Annotated in this window: 16 protein-coding genes and 4 tRNA genes; 5 read left to right on the plus strand and 15 right to left on the minus strand. The window is 64.6% G+C overall.

Features of this window, described 5'->3' with window-relative positions:
- Together leuD and leuC are read right to left on the minus strand one after the other, a co-directional pair.
- A complete protein-coding gene (gene leuD, locus D3880_RS14720; RefSeq protein ID WP_119894191.1) occupies nucleotides 1-645 on the minus strand; it encodes a 3-isopropylmalate dehydratase small subunit in 645 nt (214 codons plus the stop codon).
- A gap of 11 nt (nucleotides 646-656) precedes the next feature.
- A complete protein-coding gene (gene leuC / locus D3880_RS14725) occupies nucleotides 657-2,084 on the minus strand; it encodes a 3-isopropylmalate dehydratase large subunit (protein ID WP_119894192.1) in 1,428 nt (475 codons plus the stop codon).
- A 121-nt stretch (nucleotides 2,085-2,205) separates the two neighbouring features.
- Between leuC and D3880_RS14730 the strand changes: the two genes are divergently transcribed.
- Nucleotides 2,206-3,087 carry a LysR family transcriptional regulator gene (locus D3880_RS14730; protein WP_119894193.1) on the plus strand — a complete coding sequence of 294 codons (882 nt, stop codon included), beginning with the start codon at nucleotides 2,206-2,208 and terminating at the stop codon, nucleotides 3,085-3,087.
- Nucleotides 3,088-3,360: 273 nt separating this feature from the next.
- Nucleotides 3,361-6,660: a sensor domain-containing protein gene (locus D3880_RS14740; RefSeq protein ID WP_119894194.1), complete on the plus strand. Its 3,300-nt coding sequence runs from the start codon at nucleotides 3,361-3,363 to the stop codon at nucleotides 6,658-6,660.
- A 51-nt stretch (nucleotides 6,661-6,711) separates the two neighbouring features.
- Here D3880_RS14740 and D3880_RS14745 read toward each other — a convergent pair whose 3' ends face one another.
- From D3880_RS14745 to D3880_RS14800, 12 genes are all read right to left on the minus strand, one after another.
- Nucleotides 6,712-7,161, minus strand: a complete 450-nt coding sequence (locus tag D3880_RS14745) for an Hsp20 family protein (RefSeq protein ID WP_119894195.1) — start codon at nucleotides 7,159-7,161, stop codon at nucleotides 6,712-6,714.
- A gap of 119 nt (nucleotides 7,162-7,280) precedes the next feature.
- On the minus strand, nucleotides 7,281-8,270 hold the full coding sequence (locus D3880_RS14750; RefSeq protein ID WP_119894196.1) for a tRNA dihydrouridine synthase: 990 nt from the start codon (nucleotides 8,268-8,270) through the stop codon (nucleotides 7,281-7,283).
- 107 nt (nucleotides 8,271-8,377) lie between these two features.
- A complete protein-coding gene (locus tag D3880_RS14755) occupies nucleotides 8,378-8,827 on the minus strand; it encodes an acyl-CoA thioesterase (RefSeq protein WP_119894197.1) in 450 nt (149 codons plus the stop codon).
- The gene (locus D3880_RS14760) at nucleotides 8,824-9,462 is read right to left on the minus strand and encodes a bifunctional 4-hydroxy-2-oxoglutarate aldolase/2-dehydro-3-deoxy-phosphogluconate aldolase (protein WP_420800874.1); all 639 of its coding nucleotides are present in this window, start codon (nucleotides 9,460-9,462) and stop codon (nucleotides 8,824-8,826) included. The genes D3880_RS14755 and D3880_RS14760 overlap by 4 nt, the downstream gene beginning before the upstream one ends.
- A 17-nt stretch (nucleotides 9,463-9,479) precedes the next feature.
- On the minus strand, nucleotides 9,480-11,297 hold the full coding sequence (gene edd / locus D3880_RS14765; RefSeq protein ID WP_218567613.1) for a phosphogluconate dehydratase: 1,818 nt from the start codon (nucleotides 11,295-11,297) through the stop codon (nucleotides 9,480-9,482).
- Nucleotides 11,298-11,426: 129 nt separating this feature from the next.
- The gene (gene pgl / locus D3880_RS14770) at nucleotides 11,427-12,110 is read right to left on the minus strand and encodes a 6-phosphogluconolactonase (RefSeq protein WP_119894199.1); all 684 of its coding nucleotides are present in this window, start codon (nucleotides 12,108-12,110) and stop codon (nucleotides 11,427-11,429) included.
- Between the two features lie 192 nt (nucleotides 12,111-12,302).
- Nucleotides 12,303-12,378 (minus strand) — tRNA-Glu (locus tag D3880_RS14775).
- Nucleotides 12,379-12,427: 49 nt separating this feature from the next.
- Nucleotides 12,428-12,503: transfer RNA gene (locus D3880_RS14780), tRNA-Ala, on the minus strand.
- Nucleotides 12,504-12,553: 50 nt separating this feature from the next.
- Nucleotides 12,554-12,629: transfer RNA gene (locus tag D3880_RS14785), tRNA-Glu, on the minus strand.
- Nucleotides 12,630-12,690: 61 nt separating this feature from the next.
- Nucleotides 12,691-12,766 (minus strand) — tRNA-Ala (locus D3880_RS14790).
- A gap of 146 nt (nucleotides 12,767-12,912) precedes the next feature.
- Nucleotides 12,913-14,394 (minus strand): glutamate--tRNA ligase, encoded by a 1,482-nt coding sequence (gene gltX, locus D3880_RS14795; RefSeq protein ID WP_119894200.1) that lies wholly within the window; start codon nucleotides 14,392-14,394, stop codon nucleotides 12,913-12,915.
- Nucleotides 14,395-14,450: 56 nt separating this feature from the next.
- A complete protein-coding gene (locus D3880_RS14800) occupies nucleotides 14,451-15,371 on the minus strand; it encodes a LysR family transcriptional regulator (protein ID WP_119894201.1) in 921 nt (306 codons plus the stop codon).
- A gap of 105 nt (nucleotides 15,372-15,476) precedes the next feature.
- On the opposite strand from D3880_RS14800, the gene D3880_RS14805 reads away from it, so the two are divergent.
- Genes D3880_RS14805 through D3880_RS14815 form a run of 3 tightly spaced genes read left to right on the plus strand, consistent with a single transcriptional unit; the run spans nucleotide 15,477 to nucleotide 19,008 of the window.
- Complete coding sequence (locus D3880_RS14805; RefSeq protein WP_119894202.1) at nucleotides 15,477-16,523, plus strand: HlyD family secretion protein; 1,047 nt, start codon at nucleotides 15,477-15,479, stop codon at nucleotides 16,521-16,523.
- Nucleotides 16,513-18,066 carry an MDR family MFS transporter gene (locus D3880_RS14810; protein WP_119894203.1) on the plus strand — a complete coding sequence of 518 codons (1,554 nt, stop codon included), beginning with the start codon at nucleotides 16,513-16,515 and terminating at the stop codon, nucleotides 18,064-18,066. Before D3880_RS14805 ends, D3880_RS14810 begins: the two co-directional genes overlap by 11 nt.
- 42 nt (nucleotides 18,067-18,108) lie before the next feature.
- Nucleotides 18,109-19,008, plus strand: coding sequence for an EamA family transporter (locus tag D3880_RS14815; RefSeq protein WP_119894204.1), 900 nt, complete (start codon nucleotides 18,109-18,111; stop codon nucleotides 19,006-19,008).
- A gap of 51 nt (nucleotides 19,009-19,059) precedes the next feature.
- Here the strand turns inward: D3880_RS14815 and uvrB are convergent, their stop codons facing one another.
- Entirely contained in the window at nucleotides 19,060-21,075 is a 2,016-nt protein-coding gene (gene uvrB / locus D3880_RS14820) for an excinuclease ABC subunit UvrB (RefSeq protein WP_119894205.1), read from the minus strand.
- Nucleotides 21,076-21,245: the final 170 nt, after the last annotated feature.

Raw genomic sequence — 21,245 nt, forward strand, 5'->3', positions numbered from 1 at the left:
TCAGGCATCGCGGAACAACCAGGGCTGGTTCTGCCGGTAGCCGGCCTCGAACGTGCGAACCGCCTCGGCGTCCTGCAAGGTCAGACCGATGTCGTCCAAGCCGTTGAGCAGGCAATGCTTACGGAAGGCATCGACTTCGAAGCCGTACTGCTTGCCGTCAGGACGGGTCACGGTCTGCGCCGCCAGATCGACGGTCAGCTGATAGCCCTCGGTGGCCTCGGCCTGCTGGAACAGCTCATCGACTTCCGCTTCCGTCAAGATGATCGGCAACAGGCCGTTCTTGAAGCTGTTGTTGAAGAAGATGTCGGCGTAGCTCGGCGCGATGATGGCGCGGAAACCGTATTCCTCCAGCGCCCACGGCGCGTGCTCACGACTGGAACCGCAGCCGAAATTCTCGCGCGCCAAGAGCACGCTGGCGCCCTGGTAACGTGGGAAGTTCAGCACGAAGTCCTTATTGATCGGGCGCTGGGAGTTGTCCTGGTTCGGCTGGCCGACATCCAGGTAGCGCCACTCGTCGAACAGGTTGGGGCCGAAACCGGTGCGCTTGATCGACTTCAAAAACTGCTTGGGAATGATCTGGTCGGTGTCGACGTTGGCGCGGTCGAGCGGCGCGACGAGACCGGTATGCTGGGTAAAGGCTTTCATCTGGGGTCTCCTCAGGCCTGGGTCAGTTCACGCACATCGATGAAACGGCCGGTCACCGCGGCTGCCGCGGCCATCGCCGGGCTGACCAGGTGGGTACGGCCGCCGGCGCCCTGACGGCCCTCGAAGTTGCGGTTGGAGGTCGAGGCGCAATGCTCACCGCTGCCGAGTTTGTCCGGGTTCATCGCCAGGCACATAGAGCAACCCGGCTCACGCCATTCGAAGCCGGCTTCGATAAAGATCTTATCGAGACCCTCTTTCTCAGCCTGCGCCTTGACCAGGCCGGAGCCCGGCACCACCAGCGCCTGCTTGATGGTCGGGGCGACCTTGCGGCCCTTGGCGACGGCCGCCGCAGCACGCAGATCCTCGATCCGCGAGTTGGTGCAGGAACCGATGAACACACGATCCAGCTGGATATCGGTGATCGCCTGATTGGCGGCCAAGCCCATGTACTTGAGCGCACGGACGATGGAGTCACGCTTGACCGGGTCGGTCTCGGCGGCCGGATCCGGCACGCGCTGGTCGACGGCCAGGACCATTTCCGGCGAGGTGCCCCAGCTGACCTGCGGCTTGATGTCTTCGGCCTTCAGTTCGACCACGGTGTCGAAATGCGCATCGGCATCGGACACCAGGTCGGCCCAGGCGGCGACCGCCTTGTCCCAATCCGCACCTTGCGGGGCGAACGGACGGCCCTTGACGTAGGCGATGGTCTTCTCGTCGGTGGCGACCAGACCGACCCGCGCACCGGCCTCGATGGCCATGTTGCAGATGGTCATGCGCCCCTCGATCGACAAGTCGCGGATCGCGCTGCCGGCGAACTCCAGGGCATGGCCGTTGCCGCCGGCGGTGCCGATCTTGCCGATGATGGCGAGGACGATGTCCTTGGCGGTGACGCCCTGGGGCAACTGGCCCTCGACGCGCACCTGCATGTTCTTCATCTTCTTGGCCACCAGGCACTGGGTGGCGAGCACGTGCTCGACCTCGGAGGTGCCGATGCCATGGGCCAGCGCGCCGAAGGCGCCATGGGTCGAGGTGTGCGAGTCACCGCAGACCACGGTCATGCCCGGCAAGGTGGCGCCCTGCTCCGGGCCAACCACGTGGACGATGCCCTGACGCACATCGTTCATCTTGAACTCGAGGATGCCGAAATCGTCGCAGTTCTCGTCCAGAGTCTGTACCTGAATGCGCGACACCTCGTCGGCGATGGCTTCCAGGCCGCCTTTACGCTCGGCCTGGGTGGTCGGCACGTTGTGGTCCGGGGTGGCGATGTTGGCGTCGATGCGCCACGGCTTGCGCCCGGCCAGACGCAGGCCCTCGAAGGCCTGCGGCGAGGTCACTTCGTGGAGGATATGGCGGTCGATGTAGATCAGCGACGAACCATCGTCGCGACGCTTGACCTCGTGCATGTCCCAGAGCTTGTCATACAGCGTCTTGCCGGCCATCGGAGAACCCTCATCAGCGTGTTTCTATGCCCTTAAGGCTTGTGGGGATGATGCTATGTGCTTGCATTGAATAACTCAAATTCATATTTTTCATCCATTGGATAACCGATAGGAATTCGACATGGATCTGGCCAGCCTCAACGCCTTTATCGCCATCGCCGAAACCGGCAGCTTCTCGGAAGCCGGCGAGCGCCTGCATCTGACCCAGCCGGCGGTGAGCAAGCGCATCGCCGGGCTGGAGCAGCAACTCAAGGTGCGCCTGTTCGACCGCCTGGGGCGCGAGGTGAGCCTCACCGAAGCCGGCCGCGCGCTGCTGCCGCGGGCCTACCAGATCCTCAATGTACTGGACGACACGCGGCGCGCATTGACCAACCTCAATGGCGAGGTGACCGGCCGTCTGACCCTGGCGACCAGCCACCACATCGGTCTGCACCGCCTGCCGCCGCTGCTGCGCGCCTTCACCCGCGCTTATCCGCAGGTCGCGCTGGATATCCAGTTCCTCGATTCGGAAGTGGCCTACGAGGAGATTCTCCATGGCCGCGCCGAGCTGGCGGTGATCACCCTGGCGCCGGAGACCCATGCGCCGGTCAAGGCGGTGCCAGTGTGGGATGACCCCCTGGATTTCGTCGCCGCTCCCGAGCATCCGCTGGCCCGCAACAAGGCGGTCAGCCTGGCCGAGGTGGCGCACCATGCCGCCGTGTTCCCGGGCGACAACACCTTCACCCATCACATCGTGCAGGGTCTTTTCGAAGCGCAGGGACTGACGCCGAACATCGCCATGAGCACCAACTATCTGGAAACCATCAAGATGATGGTGTCCATCGGACTGGCCTGGAGTGTGCTGCCGCGCACCATGCTCGATGACCAGGTGGTGCGCCTACCTATATCGGGGGTCCAGTTAAACCGCCAACTGGGCTACATCCTGCATACCGAACGCACGCTGTCGAATGCCGCCAAAGCGTTCATGCAACTGCTCGACCAGCAACGCGACGATCCGGCCTAACAGGTTGTTGAAAAACTACCTGCGTTGCCGATACGGCGTTAAAACCGGCCTCAAAATGCTCATTTACCGCACGTAAACTGCGCTTTTTCGGCCGTTTTTGCCTTGTCTCGGCTGCCTCGCCTACGCTTTTCAACAGCCTGCTAAGTCTTGCCTAAGCCACCAGGCAACGGCTAACGTGCCGCCCCATAACAACAAGAAAAGACTCCTGCGTGTCCCAGCGCCGCCCCACGCCGGCTGCTGCGCCTCACGCATAGTCACAGGAATGGCCGCCCCATGACCGAAACTGTTGACCGCTCCCCGCCACTCCCTCACGTCGCAGCCGTCGACCCCGCCGAATCCGAACTCGCCTGGCGAGATACACCACGCCTACTCGCGGCGCTGGATGGCGCGCACCTGGGCGCCTGGCTCTGGGACCTCGACAGCGGCCAACTCAGCTGGTCGCGCGGCGCCAAGGCGCTGTTCGGCTTCGACCCGCGGCGCCCGCTGCCGACCCGGATCGACTATCTCGCGCTGGTTCCGGTCGAGGAGCGGCCCGCCGTGCAGCAGCTCTTCATGGACGTCCAGGCCGGCAAACCGCGCAACCCGACCTTCAGCCACCGCATTCGCTGGCCGGATGGCAGCCTGCGCTGGGTGGAGATCAGCGGCAGCCTGCAATACGACGCCAATGGCCAACAGCTGGTGATTGGCGTTGTCCGCGATATCACCGAGCGCAAGCAACGCACCGAAGCACTGCGCAGCAGCGAAGAAAAGTTCAGCAAGATCTTCCTCAACAGCCCCGACGCGGTGGTGATCTCCGAGCACGACAGCGGGCGCTTCATCGACTTCAACCCAAGCTTCGAACGCCAGTTCGGCTGGAGTCGCGAGGAGGCCCTGGGGCGAACCCCGCATGACCTGAATATCTGGACCGACCCGCAGGATCGCCAGCGCCTGCTCGACACCCTGGATCAGGAGGGGCAAACGGACGGGCTGGAAGTCTGCCTGCGCAGCCGCGACGGCAGACTCAGTACCCACCTGCTGTTCGGCAGCGTAATCGAGCTGCATGGGCAGATCTGTCTGGCCCTGACGGCACGCGACATCACCCAGCTACGCGCCCAGGAACGCGCCCTTAAAGACAGCGAAGAGCACCTGACCCTGGCCCTGCAAGCTGCCAACCTGGGAACTTGGGACCTGCATATTCCCAGTCAGACCCTGCAGTTCTCGGCGCGCGCCGCGGAACTGCACGGGCTGCCCATATACCCGCTGCACGATACCCTGCCGGCGTTCCTCGGCAGTTTGCCGGAGGAAGATCGCAGCAACCTGAAGCAGGTCTACTGCGACCTGATGCTAGGCAAGCGCCCGGACTATCACCTGGTCTACCGGAGCAAACTGGCCAGCGGCGAGACCCGCTACCTGGAAAGCACCGCCCGCCTCTACCGCGACGCCGCCGGCAAGCCGCTGCGACTGGTCGGCATACTGGCCGACATCAGCGAGCAAGTACTGCGCGAGCTACGCCTGGCGGCCTCCGAAGAGAAGTTTTCCAGCCTGTTCCAGACCATCCCCTACCCTGTCTGCGTGGTCCGCGCACGCGACAATATCTGCATCGAGATCAACCCTGCCTTCACCGCGACCTTCGGCTGGACACCCGAAGCCGTGAATGGCCGCGCGGGCATCGAAATCGGCATCATGCCGGACCAGCACCATCGCCTCGAACTGCACCGACGCATGTTTGCCGAGCGCGAGCTGGACAACGAGGAAACCCACCTGGTGACGAGGGATGGACGTCCACTCGTCTGCACCATCTCCTGCCGCTACATCCAGGTCGACGGGGAGTCCTGCATCACCACGACCTTCCGCGACGTCACCGAACAGAAGCGCGCCGAAGCCGAACTGCGCGCCAGCGAAGAGAAGTTCGCCCGGGCCTTCCACTCCAGCCCCGACGCCATCACCATCACCGCACGCGAGAGCGGCCGCTATCTGGAGGTCAACGAAGGCTTCTGTCGACTGACCGGCTATCGCGCCGAGGAAGTGCTCGGCCGCTCGCCCGCCGAACTGAACATCTGGGCCGGCGGCTTCGACCGCCAGCGCATGCTCGAACGCCTCGAGCGCGACGGCCATATCCGCCACCACGAACTGGCAATGCAGCACCGCGACGGCAGCACCCGCCTGGTCGATGCCTCCATCGAGCCCCTGGAGCTCAAGGGCCAACGCTGCCTGCTGCTGACCGCCCGCGACATCGGCGACCTGAAGGACGCCCAGGCACAGATCCACCACCTCGCCTACCACGACCCGCTGACCAACCTGCCCAACCGTGCCTTGCTGATGGACCGCCTGACCCAGCAGATCGCCCTGCTGCAGCGTCACCAACTGCGCGGTGCCCTGCTGTTCCTCGACCTCGACCGCTTCAAGCACATCAACGACTCGCTCGGTCACCCGGTCGGTGACGCGGTGCTGCAGATGATCAGCGCCCGCCTGGCAGCCAGCGTGCGCCTGGAGGACACCGTGGCGCGCCTGGGTGGCGACGAGTTCGTCATCCTGCTGACCGGACTGGAAGGCAAACGCTCGCAGGTGACCCGCCAAGTCCGCCAGGTTGCGGAAAAACTCCGCAAGCTGCTGGCCGAGCCGATGCTGCTCGACGGCCATCGCCTGCAGGTCACGCCGAGCATTGGCATCGCCCTGATCCCCGATCATGGCAACGCCCCGGCCGATCTGCTCAAGCGCGCCGATATCGCCCTGTATCGGGCCAAGGATTCCGGGCGCAACACCATCCAGCTGTTTCGCACCACCATGCAGGCGGCGGCCAGCGAGCGCCTGCGCCTGGAGAACGACTTGCGCCAGGCCTTGCAGCGCGGCGAGTTCGAACTGTATTTCCAACCCCAGGTCGACGCCCGCAACGGCCAGGTGATCGGCGCCGAAGCCCTGCTGCGCTGGCAACACCCGACGCTCGGGGTGCAATCGCCGGTGCACTTCATCCAAGTGCTGGAAGACAGCGGGCTGATTCTCGAGGTGGGCGACTGGGCGCTGAGCGAGGCCTGTCAGGTGTGCGCGCAACTGCTCGATGACCAGCTGATCGGCGCCCAGGACTTCAGCCTGTGCGTCAACATCAGCCCCCAGCAGTTCCGCCAGAGCAACTTCGTCGAACAGACCGCTGCCCGCCTGCGCGACACCGGTCTGCCGCAAGCCATGCTGAAGCTGGAGATCACCGAAGGCATCGTCATCCAGAACCTCGACGACACCATCGCCAAGATGCACCGTTTGAAGAAGCTCGGCGTCAGCTTCGCGATGGACGACTTCGGCACCGGCTATTCCTCGCTGACCTACCTCAAGCGCCTGCCGGTCAACGTGCTGAAGATCGACCAGTCGTTCGTTCGCGACGCCACCAACGACCCCAACGATGCCGAGATCATCCGCGCCATAGTCGCCATGGCCCGCAGCCTGTGCCTGGAAATGATCGCCGAAGGGGTGGAACAGCAAGAGCAACTGGACTTCCTCCAGCAGCAGGGCTGCCACCTGTATCAGGGTTACCTGTACAGCAAGCCGTTGCCGCTGGTGGAGTTCCGCGCCCTGCTCGCCCACGCCCGGCAGCGGCCGGCCTGAACGAAACAGGGCGCCCGAAGGCGCCCTGCTCGACTAGCGCGGAGCCTCGTCTCAGCTCTCGAGCGCCGGCCGCTCGGTGCTGATCGGAATGCGCTTGGCCTTCGCCTCCTCCGGCACGATGCGCAGCAGATCGATGCTGAGCAGACCGTTGGCCAGCCCGGCGGACTTCACCTCGATATGGTCGGCGAGGCGGAACGATAGCTTGAAGGCGCGCTGGGCGATGCCCTGGTGCAGATAGGTGACGCCTTCGGCGCTCCTGGCGCGCTTGCCGCCGGTGACGGTCAGCACCCCACGCTCGACTTCCAGCTCCAGATCGCCGTCCTGGAAACCGGCCGCGGCGATGACGATGCGGTATTGGTCGTCGCCATGCTTCTCGACGTTGTAGGGTGGGTAGGAACTACCGGCTTCGTTACTGCGCAGGGCCGACTCGAACAGATCGTTGAAACGGTCGAAACCGATGGACTGACGGAACAGCGGAGCCAGGGAAAGGACATTGCTCATAAAAATCTCCTGAGATTCAGCGAGTGATTAAGTGCGGGACCCGACTTCGGCATCCCGACGCTTAACTAATTAAGGTCGCGGCAAGAGATTTCAAGGGTGTCCAAACTGGCCGCAGCGGCTCAGGCGTTGGCCGCTGCCTCGAACTCGCCCCGCACGGGCTCGTTCCAAGCCACTCCGAGCAAGGCATCGATGCGCCGGCAATCGTTCTCGCGGCGGATCGCGTCGAACAGCCCCACCGCCTCGGGATAGCTGCGGGTCAGCAGGCCGACCCACTGCTTCAGCCGCCCCGGCGCGTAGCGTGGCGACAACTTGCGCCGCGCCTGCAGCCAGAAGTCATGCAGCAGCGGCAGCAATTCGGCCCAGCCCATCGCCACCACCGCCGTGCCGGCGCGGGCAGCGGCGATCTGCCGGGCCAGGTCCGGGCGCGCCACCAGGCCGCGGCCGAGCATGATGTCCTCGACCCCGCTGACCTCGCGGCAGCGCCGCCAGTCCTCGAGGCTCCACACCTCGCCATTGGCGAACACCGGCACTTTGACCGCCTCCTGCACCCGCGCCACCCACTCCCAATGCGCCGGCGGCTTGTAGCCCTCGACCTTGGTGCGCGCATGCACGACGATCTGCTGCGCGCCGCCGTCGGCCAGGGCGCGGGCGCAATCCAGGGCATCGTCCTTGTGGTCGAAGCCGAGGCGCATCTTCGCCGTCACCGGAATCGCCGCCGGCACGCTGCGGCGCACCTCGCGGACGATGGCATGCAGCAGTTCCGGCTCCTTGAGCAGCACCGCACCGCCGCGGGACTTGTTCACCGTCTTGGCCGGGCAACCGAAATTGAGGTCGACCACCGGCGCCCCCAGCTCGGCGGCGAAAGCCGCGTTGTCGCCCAGGCACACCGGATCGGAGCCGAGAAACTGCACGCGCAACGGCGTGCCGGCGGCGGTCTGCGCACCGCCGAACAGCTCGGGGGCGAGCTTCCGGTAGGTGGAGGCTGGCAGCAGGCGCTCGGTGACGCGGATGAACTCGGTCACGCACCAGTCGATGCCGCCGACGCGGGTCAGCACATCGCGGAGGATCTCGTCGACCAAGCCTTCCATCGGCGCCAGGGCGATTTGCATGGAATAGGGCTTCCCAGGAAAAGGCGCGCAGTTTACCCGCCTTCCCCGCCGCAGGCGAAACCCGTGGCAAAGACCGGCGCCGGGTTAGCCACTCCCGTCTATGGCCGTCAGAGCTGCAGCGGATAGGGCTCCAGCACCGCCCGGCCATAGCCCTCGAGGAACTCCTCCGGCATGCGCTTGGGTTTGCCGCTGGACAGCTCGATGCAGACGAAGGTGGTCTGCGCGCGCAGCAGCGTGGTCGCATCGGCCGGGCGGACCAGCTGGAAGCGCCGGGTCATCTTCAGCCGCTGGTCGGATTCGATGATCCAGGTGCCGACCTGCAACTCGTCGTCCTCATAGGCACTGGCCAGGTAGTCGATCTCGTGGCGCAGTACCGCCATGGCGCGGTCCAGGCGGCGGTATTCGGTCAAGTCCAGGCCCAGGCTCTGCGAATGGCGCCAGGCGCAGCGCTCCATCCAGGTCACGTAAGCGGCGTTGTTGGCGTGACCGAGGCCGTCGATATCGTCGGCGACGACCTTGAGGTCGATGGTGAAGGGGGTGGGCAGGTCCCAGCTCATGCGTGGTGCTCCAAGCTGCTAGCGAGTTCACGGGCCTCGGCGGCCAGTTGAGTGATCTGGTCCCAGGCGCGAGCGCGGATCAGGTTGGCCGGGGCGATCCAGGTGCCGCCGACGCAGGCGACATTGGGCAGTCGCAGGAAGCTCAACAGGTTGTCCGGCGTCACCCCGCCGGTGGGGCAGAAACGGATACCGGTGAACGGGCCCTTGAAGCTCTTCAGCATCTTCACGCTGGTGTTGCCATTGGCCGGGAACAGCTTCAGCGAGCGGTAGCCGTATTCCAGCGCCAACAGCACTTCCGAGGGCGTCATCACTCCCGGCAGATAGGGCAAGCCGGAGTCCTCCGCCGCCGCCGCCAAGCGCTCGGTGCAGCCGGGGCTGACGGCGAACTGGGCGCCGGCCTCGCGCGCCTCGACGAACTGCTCGGTGTGGATCAGGGTGCCGGCACCGATCAGCAGCTCCGGCAGCTCCTTACGGATCGCCGCCACGGCATCCAGGGCCCGCGGCGTACGCAGGGTCACTTCCAGCACGCGAATACCGCCAGCGTGCAGCGCACGCGCCAGGTCGAGCGCCAGGCTGACATCCTCGATCACCAGCACCGGCAATACCGGGCGGGCCTGTTGCAGCACCACATCCATTCTCAGGTTCACGTTCTTCACTCCAGGCTATCCCACAACAACGCCGTCGCGCCCTGGTCGGCCGGACCGACCAACTGGCGCTGCGCCGCAAACAATTCCAGGCCGAAACCGGCGGCCAGCCCGTGGCTGGCAACGGCTGCCTCGCGGGCCTGCAATACGCCCTCCTCGACCTCCACCCGCAGCACGCTCTGGCGCGCATCGAGCTCGATCCAGTCGCCGTCGCGCAGCTTGGCCAGCATGCCGCCGCGCGCGGCTTCCGGGGTCAGGTGCAGAGCACCGGGCACCAGCCCGGAGGCGCCGGAGAGACGCCCATCGGTGACCAACGCCACCTGCTGGCCGGCCTGCTGCAGATTGGCCAGCAGCGGCATCAGCTTGTGCAACTCGGGCATGCCGTTGGCGCGTGGGCCTTGGAAGCGCACCACCAAAACCAGGTCACCGGTCAGCTCGCCGCCGGCATAGGCGGCCTGCACCGCCTCCTGGCTGTCGAACACCCGCGCCGGCGCACGCACCCGCCAATGCGCCGGATCGACCGCCGAAGTCTTGAGCATGGCCCGGCCGAGGTTGCCGCGCAGCAACACGAAGCCGCCGTCGGCGACGAAAGGCTGCTCGACGCGGCGAACGATGTCCGGAGCCGGGCTTGCCTGCGGCAGTTCGCGCCAAGCCAGCCGCCCCTCCTCCAGCCAGGGCTCGCGCGCATAGTCCTGTAAACCTTGGCCGGCGACGGTCGGCACGTCTGCATGCATCAGTCCGGCGCCGAGCAGCTCGCGAATGATCCAGGCCGGTCCGCCAGCCGCCTGGAACTGATTCACGTCGGCCGCGCCATTGGGATAGACCCGCGCCAGCAGCGGCACCACGCGGGACAGCTCGGCGAAATCCTCCCAGGTCAGCTCGTAACCGGCGGCGCGGGCGATGGCCGGCAAATGCAGGCCATGATTGGTCGAACCGCCGCTGGCCAACAGCGCGGCCACGGCATTGACCAGCACCCGCGCATCGATCTGTTCGCCGAGCGCCAGGTAGCGTTCGCCCTGACGACTGTTGCGCGCCACCAGGCGCGCGGCCTCGTCGGTGATCGCCTCGCGCAGCGGCGTGTGCGGATGCACGAAGGCGCTGCCCGGCACGTGCAGGCCCATGGCCTCCATCAGCAGCTGATTGGTGTTGGCGGTGCCGTAGAAGGTGCAGGTGCCGTCCTGGTGATAGGCGGCCTGCTCGGCGGCCAGCAGTTCGTCGCGGCTCGCCTCGCCGCGCACGAAGCGCTGGCGGATCGCCGCTTTCTCCTTATTCGCCAGCCCCGAGTGCATCGGCCCGGCCGGCACGAATACCGCCGGCAGATGGCCGAAGGTCAGGGCGCCGATCAGCAGACCGGGGACGATCTTGTCGCACACGCCGAGGTACAGGCCGCCATCGAAAATGGCGTGGGTCAGGCCGATGGCCGTGGCCTGGGCAATCAGGTCGCGGGAGAACAGCGACAGCTGCATACCCGCCTCGCCCTGGGTGATGCCATCGCACATGGCCGGCACACCGGCGGCGAACTGCGAAGTGGCACCCACCCTAGCCAGTGCCGTCTTCAGCCGCTCCGGGTACTCGCGCAGCGGCGCATGGGCCGAGAGCAGGTCGTTGTAGCTGGAAACGATGGCGATATGCGGCGCGCCACCCTGCGTCATGATCAGCCGCGCGTCATCCGCCTGCGCAGCGAGGGCATGGGCAAGATTGGAACAACCCAGCTTGCGCCTCGGCTCACGTTCGGCCGCCCTGCGCAAACGCTCCAGATAGCGCTTGCGGCGTGCGGCAGAACGCTGCTCCAGCGCAGCAGTGACCTGTTCGATGACGACATGCAGCATGGTGACTTCCAAATCGCGACCCACTCTATTTGCCAGTGTAACGGCTTAGAGCCTGTTCAGGACCTCGCGAGCCAAGGCCATTTTTAACGCCATATGGCCGACGCGCAGCAGACCCTGGGCAGGTTCTCAAGGCGCCCAATAGATCCTCAATGACTGGCGGCCCTGCCAGGCCAGCGCATGCACCGGCCAAGCGCGGCTATGCGGCTGATCCGCCAGAACCGCATCGAGCAACCGGCGTTTGCCCTCGCCGAAAGCCAGCAGCCCCAACCAAGCACTGTCGCACAGCATCGCCAGATTCAATGACAGACGCTGGCGCGGCTCGCTGGGGGCCAGACCGAGCACCGCGGCCGGCACGGCCTGCGGATCCAGCGCCGCCGCCAATCCAAGCATCTCGGGAAACAGCGAAGCGAAGTGACCGTCCTCGCCCATGCCCAGCAGCACCGCAGCGAAGGGCCGCCAGTCCGCCAGTTGCCGCGTCCAAGCACTGACCGCGGCCTCAGCTGTCGCCGCCTGACGCGGATCGAGGCTGGCGGCTTGCGGTAATCCGGCCTGGAGCAAACGCCAATTGCTCTGTGGGTCGTCGCTGGGCACCCAGCGTTCGTCAGTCGGGCTCAGGTATACCCGCGCCCAGTCCAGCGTCTGTTCGCGCAATTGCGGCAGCAAGGTTTGCGGGCTGCTGCCACCCGGCAGCAACAGGCTCGCACGCGCCTGGGTTGCCAAGGCCTGGCGCAACTGCGCCGCCAGATCGACCGCCAACTGGCTGACGCAGTCTTCGCGCCCGGGAAACGACAGCAATAGGGGGGAGTTCATGGCACCAGCCGATCATCGTCGCGGTAACAGCCGACATGATGCGCCAATGCCGTCTTGCGCCCAAGCCAGATGACGAGTCAGACACTAGGCCCGCTGCACCAGCGATTGCCAAAAGCGAAATGGGGCCGCAGAAAAACAAAAGGGCCATTCCGTGAAGAATGGCCCTTCTAAAGTCCCGCAAAGCAGGAAAAATGGCGTCCCCTAGGGGACTCGAACCCCTGTTACCGCCGTGAAAGGGCGGTGTCCTAGGCCACTAGACGAAGGGGACGAAACCTTCGAAGAACAAGGCCAGCACTAGGCTGGCCTTGTTTAGTGATTGGTGGAGCTAGACGGGATCGAACCGTCGACCTCTTGCATGCCATGCAAGCGCTCTCCCAGCTGAGCTATAGCCCCGAATTTAACGTCTCTCGACAAGTAACGCCGAGGCGTTACTGCTGGAATAATGGCGTCCCCTAGGGGACTCGAACCCCTGTTACCGCCGTGAAAGGGCGGTGTCCTAGGCCACTAGACGAAGGGGACGCAAACCCTTCTGAAACATCAGCCAGCCTTACGACTGACCGTGGCACCTCTCATTGAGAAGTGGTGGAGCTAGACGGGATCGAACCGTCGACCTCTTGCATGCCATGCAAGCGCTCTCCCAGCTGAGCTATAGCCCCGTCTCGAGGACGGGGCGCATATTAGGGGTGAGCCCGCAGGCTGTCAACAGAATTTTTCCGCACCACCTGAAAATTTTCATCGCAAGAACAATCACTTACCCCAATACAGCGGCGGCCGCACTTGCGACACGCGGCCGGCGCACAACTCAAGGAATGGCTGCGTAGAGCTTTTCCCACTCCTTGGTTTCTTTCTTCGACACCCCACCGAGCAGCTCGATGGCCTGGCGCAGGCGGAACCGAGTGAGATCGGGGCCGAGTATCTCCATGGCGTCCAGCACCGATACCGAACTGGCTTGGCCGGTGATGGCGGCGAACATCAACGGCATGGCATCACGCAGTTTCAGCTCTAGATGCTCGACCACCGCTTGAATGCAGGCGGTGATCTTGTCCTTCTCCCACTGCCGCAGCGCCTCCAGCCTCCACAGGATCAACTGCATCACCTGACGCACCTGCTCTGCTGCCAGCTTCTTGTGCTCGAACAGCTTGGCATCCAGCTCCAAGGCGCCGGAGAAAAAGAAACCGGCCAACGGCGCGATCTGACTGAGGGTTTCCACTCGCCCTTGCACGTGCGGGGCGATCTTCAGCAAGTATTCGGGATTCAGCGCCCACTTCTGCACTTCGGCGGCGAACGTTTCGACGCTCAGCTCGCGCAGCCACTGGCCATTGAGCCAGGACAGCTTCTCCAGGTCGAAGATCGGGCCGCCGAGGGAAACGCGCTGGACATCGAAGTTCTCGATCATTTCCGCGAGGGTGAACTTCTCCCGCTCGTCCGGCATCGACCAGCCCATGCGACCGAGGTAGTTGAGCATCGCCTGCGGCAGGAAGCCCATACGTTCGTAGAAGGTGATCGAGGTGGGATTCTTGCGCTTGGACAGCTTGCTCTTGTCCGGATTGCGCAGCAGCGGCATGTAGCACAGCTTGGGCTGCTCCCAGCCGAAGTATTCGTAGAGCTTGATCAGCTTGGGCGCCGACGGCAGCCACTCCTCGCCACGCAGCACGTGGGTGATGTCCATCAGGTGGTCGTCGACGACATTGGCGAGGAAGTAGGTCGGCAGGCCATCGGTCTTCATCAGCACCTGCATGTCCATGCGATCCCAAGGGATCTCGACGTCGCCGCGGAGCATATCCGGCACCACGCAAACACCCTCGCTCGGCACCTTCATCCGCACCACATGGGCCTCACCAGCGGCGATGCGCTGCTGCGCCTCGGCTGGAGGAATATGTATGCAGTGGCCGTCGTAGCGCGGAGTTTCCTTGTTCGCGGTCTGCTCGGCACGCAGCTGATCGAGACGCTCGGCGGAGCAGAAACAGGGGAAGGCATGGCCCTTGGCGACCAGTTCGCCGGCGTACTTCTTATAGATTTCGCCACGTTCGCTCTGCCGGTAGGGGCCGTGCGGGCCACCCACGTCCGGGCCCTCGTCCCACTCGATGCCGAGCCAGCGCAGGGCGTCGAAAATCTGTTGCTCCGACTCGCGGGTCGAACGCAATTGATCGGTATCTTCGATACGCAAAATGAACTGACCACCGTGCTGTCGCGCGAAACACAGGTTGAACAGGGCGATGTAGGCGGTGCCGACGTGCGGGTCACCGGTCGGCGACGGCGCGATACGGGTACGAACGGTAGTCATGAAGGTCTCGAATCAGCAGAACAATCGAAGAGGACGCGGACGACGAGGGCCCGACATCAAAGGCCCAATGTTAGCAGGCGTGCGGTTGTGGGCTCCAGCAACTCCCCCTCCTCCAGCGGTATCTGGCTCATAAGAAAGTCCAGAAAGGATTTCACCTTCATCGCCTGGAAGCGCCGCGACGGATACACCGCATACACCTCGCTGACCGGCAGGCGCGCCTCCGGCAACAATTCGATCAGCTCGCCGCGCTGCACCGCGTACTCGCTGATCATCACCGGCAACCCAGCGATTCCGGCGCCGGCGCGCACCGCCTCGCGGGCGAAGGTGATGTTGTTGCACGATAAAACACGCTGACAGGCGATGCTCTCCCCCAGCAACGGCCAATAGCGTGGAGAATCCGAGAGCAATAACACGGCGCGATGATTAACCAGTTGCTCGATCGTCTCCGGTACGCCATGGATCGCCAGGTAGTCCGGACTGGCGCACAGGCGTCGGCGGCTCTCGAACAGCTTGCGCGCGATCAACGTGGAGTCCTGCGGGCGCCCGACCAGAATGGCGATATCCACCCCCTCCTCCACCGGATCGACGTGTCGCGAGGTGAGCTCGACCTCGGCGCGGATCTCCGGGTACTGGCGCATGAAGGCCCCCAGGACCTTGCCGAGAAACAACTGGCCGAACTCAATCGGCACGCTGATCCGCAGCAGCCCCGACGGCTCCTGCTGCAGCTGCATGACCGCATGCTCGGCCTCGGCGAAGTCCAGCATGATCTGCCTGCAGCGCTCGTAATAGGCCTGCCCCACCTCGGTCAGGCGCAACTTGCGGGTGGTGCGATTGAGCAAGCGCACCCCAAGACGCTCTTCCAGCAAGGCGATGCGCCGGCTGACGGTGGACTTCTGCATGCCCAGCCCTTGAGCTGCCAAGGTGAAACTGTGGCACTCCACCACCCGGGTAAAGACCAGGGCATCATCCAACCCCATTATTGTTCCCCATAAGCAACAAAGTTTCCGGAGTGTAGCTTCTATATAGTTGCAGGGAACACTGTTAGATTTGCTTACAGTTTCGCCTGCCCTTAGAGCCTCCGCATGCCCGCCAAACTCCAACGTCGCCTGTTTATTTTCCTCGCCCTTGCCGGTCTGGTCGTTGCTGCTTTCTTTGCCCACTGGTGGCTGATTGGGCGTTTCGTCGAATCCACCGACAACGCCTATGTGCAGGGAGAGATCACCCGCCTGTCCAGCCAGCTCGGTGCGCGCATCGACCAGGTACGGGTCGAAGACAACCAGCACGTGGAGAAAGGCGAATTGCTGGTGGTGCTGGAGGCCGACGACTTCAAGCTCGCCGTCGAGCGCGCCCGCGCCACCCTGGCCACCCGCGAGGCGGAACTCGCCCAGGCACAGAGCAAGCTGACCCAGCAGGCCAGCATGATCGCCGCCAGCCGGGCCGATGTCGCCGCCAGCCAAGCCACCCTGGGGCGCACGCAGATCGACCTGTCGCGCGCGCAGACCCTGCGCAAGCCGGGCTACGTCTCGGAAGAACGGGTCACCACGCTGACCGCCGACAGCCGTGTGGCGCGCTCGCAGGTGACCAAGGCCGAAGCCGACCTGAGCGCTCAGCGCCAGCAGGTCGATACTCTCAACGCCGAGATCAAGCGCCTGGATGCGCAGATCGCCAATGCCCGCGCGGAGCTCGCGCAGGCCGAGCTGAACCTGGCGCGCACCGAGATTCGCGCCCCGATCAGCGGCATAGTCGGCCAACGCGCCGCCCGTAACGGCCAGTATGTGCAGGCCGGCGCCTACCTGTTGTCGCTGGTACCGGACCAGGACATCTGGGTGCAGGCCAACTTCAAGGAAACCCAGATCGGCAAGATGCAGCCCGGCCAGAAAGCCGAGCTGGAGTTCGACGCCTACCCCGACACCCCCATCGAAGCCCGGGTCGACAGCCTGTTCGCCGCCTCCGGTGCACAGTTCAGCCTGCTGCCACCGGACAATGCCACCGGCAACTTCACCAAGGTGGTACAGCGCATTCCGGTGAAGCTCACCTTCGCCGCCGACAACCCGCTGCAGGGCAAGATCCGTCCGGGCATGTCAGTGACCGTCAAGGTCGCGCTCGGCTCGTCCAGCCATGGCGGCTGATGCGCTGATCCGCCCCACCGCCGAGCCCAGCCGCCGCGACTGGATCGCGGTGATGAGCATGATGCTCGGCGCCTTCATGGCGATCCTCGATATCCAGATCACCAACTCGTCGCTGAAGGACATCCAGGGCGCGCTGTCGGCCACCCTGGAGGAAGGCTCGTGGATCTCCACCTCCTATCTGGTGGCCGAGATCATCATGATCCCGATGGCCGCCTGGCTGGTGCAGCTGCTCTCGGTGCGCCGTCTCGCGACCTGGGTGTCGGCTGGCTTCATCGTCTCCTCGCTGCTCTGCTCGATGGCCTGGAGCCTAGAGAGCATGATCGTGTTCCGCGCCCTGCAAGGCTTCACCGGCGGCGCGCTGATCCCGCTGGCCTTCACTCTGACGCTAATCAAGCTGCCCGACCACCACCGTGCCAAGGGCATGGCAATGTTCGCCATGACCGCCACCTTCGCGCCGTCCATCGGCCCGACCCTGGGCGGCTGGCTGACGGAAAACTGGGGCTGGGAATACATCTTCTACATCAACGTGCCCCCCGGCCTGCTGCTGATCGCCGGGCTGCTCTACGGCCTGGAGAAAAAACCGTCGCACTGGGAGCTGCTGAAAAACACCGACTACGCCGGCATCGCCACCCTCGGCATCGGCCTCGGCTGCCTGCAGGTATTCCTCGAGGAAGGCCACCGCAAGGACTGGCTGGAATCGCAACTGATCGTCGGCCTCGGCGGCATCGCCCTGGTCAGCCTGATCACCTTCGTCATCGTGCAGCTCTCCAAACCCGCCCCGCTGATCAATCTGCGCATCCTGCGCGACCGCAATTTCGGTCTGTCGAGCATTTCCAGCCTCGGCCTGGGCATGGGCCTGTACGGCTCGATCTATTTGCTGCCGCTGTATCTCGCGCAGATCCAGAATTACAACGCGCTGCAGATCGGCGAAGTGATCATGTGGATGGGCGTTCCGCAGCTGTTCATCATTCCGTTGATTCCCAAGCTGATGAAGCTGGTTTCGCCCAAGCTTCTTTGCGCTCTCGGATTTGGCCTGTTCGGCCTCGCCAGTTTCGCCTCCGGGGTCCTCAACCTGGACTTCGCCGGGCCGCAGTTCAACCAGATCCAGCTGATTCGCGCCCTCGGGCAGCCGATGGTGATGGTGACCATCTCGATGATCGCCACTGCCTACCTGCTGCCGGAGGATGCCGGATCGGCCTCCAGCCTGTTCAACGTGCTGCGCAACCTCGGCGGCGCCATCGGCATCGCCCTGCTCGCCACCCTGCTGGATAGCCGCGCCAAGGTGTATTTCGATTACCTGCGCGAAGCGCTGGTGCCGAGCAATCCGCAAGTCGCCGAGCGCCTGGCGCTGCTCACGGAAAAGCTCGGCAGCGAGCAGGCCGCCCTGGGCAAGCTGAGCGAAACCGTGCACCAGCAGGCGATGATCATGGCCTACAATGACGCCTTCCATTTGGTTGGCATCGTGCTCGGCATCAGCATGCTGGCGGTGCTGCTGACCCGCGCGCTTCCGGCAGGCATGCAAGACAGCGCCGCTGCTCACTAATCACCTGCCGGCCCGCCCGGCAGGTTTCGTTTCAGGCCCGACATGACTGTTACCGCCGCCCGCACCCGCTCGCTGCTGATCATCGCTGCCTTCGCCGCCATCTATATCGGCTGGGGTACCACCTACCTGGCCAACCATTTCCTCCTGCGCGAGCTGCCGCCTTTTGCCATCGCCACGCTGCGCTTCGCCTTCGCCGGCGGCCTCGCACTCGCCTGGGCCCTGGTCAGCGGCCGGGCCCAGTTGCAACGCAGCGACTGGGGCAGCGCCGTGATCGGCAGTTTGCTGCTGATCAGCATCGGTCAGGGCGCCCTGCTGTATGCCAATCAGTACCTGCCGACCGGTCTGCTGGCGATGCTCTACACCACCCTGCCGTTGTGGAGCGTGGCGCTGGAGTGGCTGCTCGGCGACCGCCCGCCGCTCTGGGTGCTGTGCGGTCTGGCCCTGGCCTGCGCGGGCATCGTGCTACTGATGAACAAGGGCCTGGGCACCGCGGCCACGGGCCAGCAATGGTTCGCCGGCAGCCTGGTGGTGGCCGCCACGCTGCTGTGGGCGATCGGCGCCTGGTGGATAAGCCGACGCCCGCCCTTCGCCTCTAGATCGCTGGGGCTGAGCCTGCAAATGCTGATCGGCGCTGTACTGCTGGGGCTGTTCGGGCTCTGGCACGGCGACTGGCAGGGCGTGCAGCTGCACAGTCTGTCCGGACCTGGCTGGCTATGGCTGGCCTATCTCGTGCTGCCGGTTAGTCTCGGCGTCTACCCGGCATATTTCTGGCTGCTGCGCGAAGTGCGCCCGAGCCTGGTGTCGACCTTCGCCTTCGTCAACCCGCTGGTCGCCCTGCTGCTCGGCTATCTGCTGCTGAACGAAACCCTGAGCCTGTCCGCCCTGCTCGCCTGCCTGGCGACTCTGGCGGGGGTGACGCTGATTATCTTCGGCAGGCGCTGAGAGCCTGCTCAATAGCTACGCACTTGCTCAGGCGGCGTTGAAAACAGGCCCCTACACCTGCAGCAGCCGCTCGCGCAGCTTGTGGATCTCATCCCGCAACTGCGCGGCGGCCTCGAACTCGAGGTCGCGCGCCAGTTGGAACATCTTCTCTTCCAGTTGACGGATGCGCTTGGCGATCTCGCTCGGCGAGCGCAATTCGCTTTCGTAACGCGCACTTTCTTCCGCCGCCTTGGCCATGCCCTTGCGCTTGCTGCTGCGCGAACCTGGCACATGGGCGCCTTCGAGGATGTCCTGCACATCCTTCTTCACCCCTTTCGGCACGATGCCGTGGGCTTCGTTGAAGGCCTCCTGCTTGTGTCGGCGCCGCTCGGTCTCGCCGATTGCCCGCTCCATCGAGCCGGTCATCCGATCGGCATAGAGAATCGCCCGGCCGTTGAGGTTGCGCGCGGCGCGGCCGATGGTCTGAATCAGCGAGCGCTCGGAGCGCAGGAAGCCTTCCTTGTCGGCATCGAGAATCGCCACCAGCGACACCTCGGGCATGTCCAAGCCCTCGCGCAGCAGGTTGATGCCGACCAGCACATCGAAGGCGCCGATGCGCAGATCGCGGATGATCTCGACCCGCTCGACGGTATCGATATCCGAGTGCAGATAGCGCACCCGCACACCGTGGTCGGCCAAGTAATCGGTCAGGTCCTCGGCCATGCGCTTGGTCAGGGTGGTGACCAGCACCCGCTCCTCGACCGCCACGCGCTTGTGGATTTCCGACAGCAGGTCGTCGACCTGGGTGCTGGCCGGACGCACCTCCACCGCCGGGTCGACCAGGCCCGTGGGCCGCACCACCTGCTCGATCACCCGCCCGGCATGTTCGGCCTCGTAGGGCCCCGGGGTGGCGGAAACGAAGATGGTCTGCGGGCTGATCGCCTCCCATTCGTCGAAGCGCAGCGGCCGGTTGTCCAGCGCCGAGGGCAGGCGGAAACCGTATTCCACCAGGGTTTCCTTGCGCGAGCGGTCGCCTTTGAACATGGCGCCGACCTGCGGCACGCTGACGTGGGATTCGTCGATCACCAGCAAGGAATCGGCCGGCAAGTAGTCGTACAGAGTCGGCGGCGGTTCGCCCGGGCCGCGACCGGAGAGATAGCGCGAGTAGTTTTCGATGCCGTTGCAATAGCCCAGTTCGAGGATCATCTCCAGATCGAAGCGGGTGCGCTGCTCCAGGCGCTGCGCCTCGACCAACTTGTTGTTGGCGCGCAGGTACTCCAGGCGCTCCACCAGTTCCAGCTTGATATTGTCCACCGCCTCCAGCAGTTTCTCCCGCGGCGTGACGTAGTGGCTCTTGGGATACAGGGTGTAGCGCGGCAGTTTGCGCAGGACCTCACCGGTGAGCGGGTCGAAGGCGGCGATGCTCTCGATTTCGTCGTCGAACAGCTCGACGCGGATCGCCTCGAGGTCGGATTCCGCCGGAAAGACGTCGATCACATCGCCGCGCACGCGAAAGGTCGCACGGGCGAACTCCATGTCGTTGCGAGTGTATTGCAGATCGGCGAGACGACGCAGCAGCGCGCGCTGGTCCAGCTTGTCGCCTCGATCGAGGTGCAACACCATCTTCAGGTACGACTCGGGATCGCCCAAACCGTAGATGCACGAGACGGTGGTGACGATGATCGCGTCCGGCCGCTCCAGCAGCGCCTTGGTTGCCGACAGGCGCATCTGCTCGATGTGGTCGTTGATCGAGGCGTCCTTCTCGATGAAGGTGTCGGAGGACGGTACGTAGGCCTCGGGCTGGTAATAATCGTAATAGGAGACGAAGTACTCCACCGCGCTATGCGGGAAGAAGCTCTTGAACTCGCCATACAGCTGCGCGGCCAGGGTCTTGTTCGGCGCCAGCACCAGCGTCGGGCGCTGCACCTGGGCGATCACGTTGGCGATGCTGAAGGTCTTGCCGGAGCCCGTCACACCGAGCAGGGTCTGGTGCGACAGCCCGGCCTCCAAACCCTCCACCATCAGCCGGATGGCCTCCGGCTGATCGCCGGCCGGCTTGAAGCGGGTGACGAGTTGAAACTGGGACATGTCTAACCTCGACAAACGGCTGTGACGCTACTTAAAGGCCTGCGTCAAACCCGGTGAAATGCATGCGGCGATATCGCCGCACGCAACCTTGACCGCTATACTACCGGCCGTTCGCGCAACCCCCTAGCGCCAGTAGCTGAAGGGTTGCTAAGCCTTCCACTTCTCTTCTT

It is taken from the genome of Pseudomonas cavernae (assembly GCF_003595175.1).
In the GTDB taxonomy this organism is placed as follows: Bacteria; Pseudomonadota; Gammaproteobacteria; order Pseudomonadales; family Pseudomonadaceae; genus Aquipseudomonas; species Aquipseudomonas cavernae.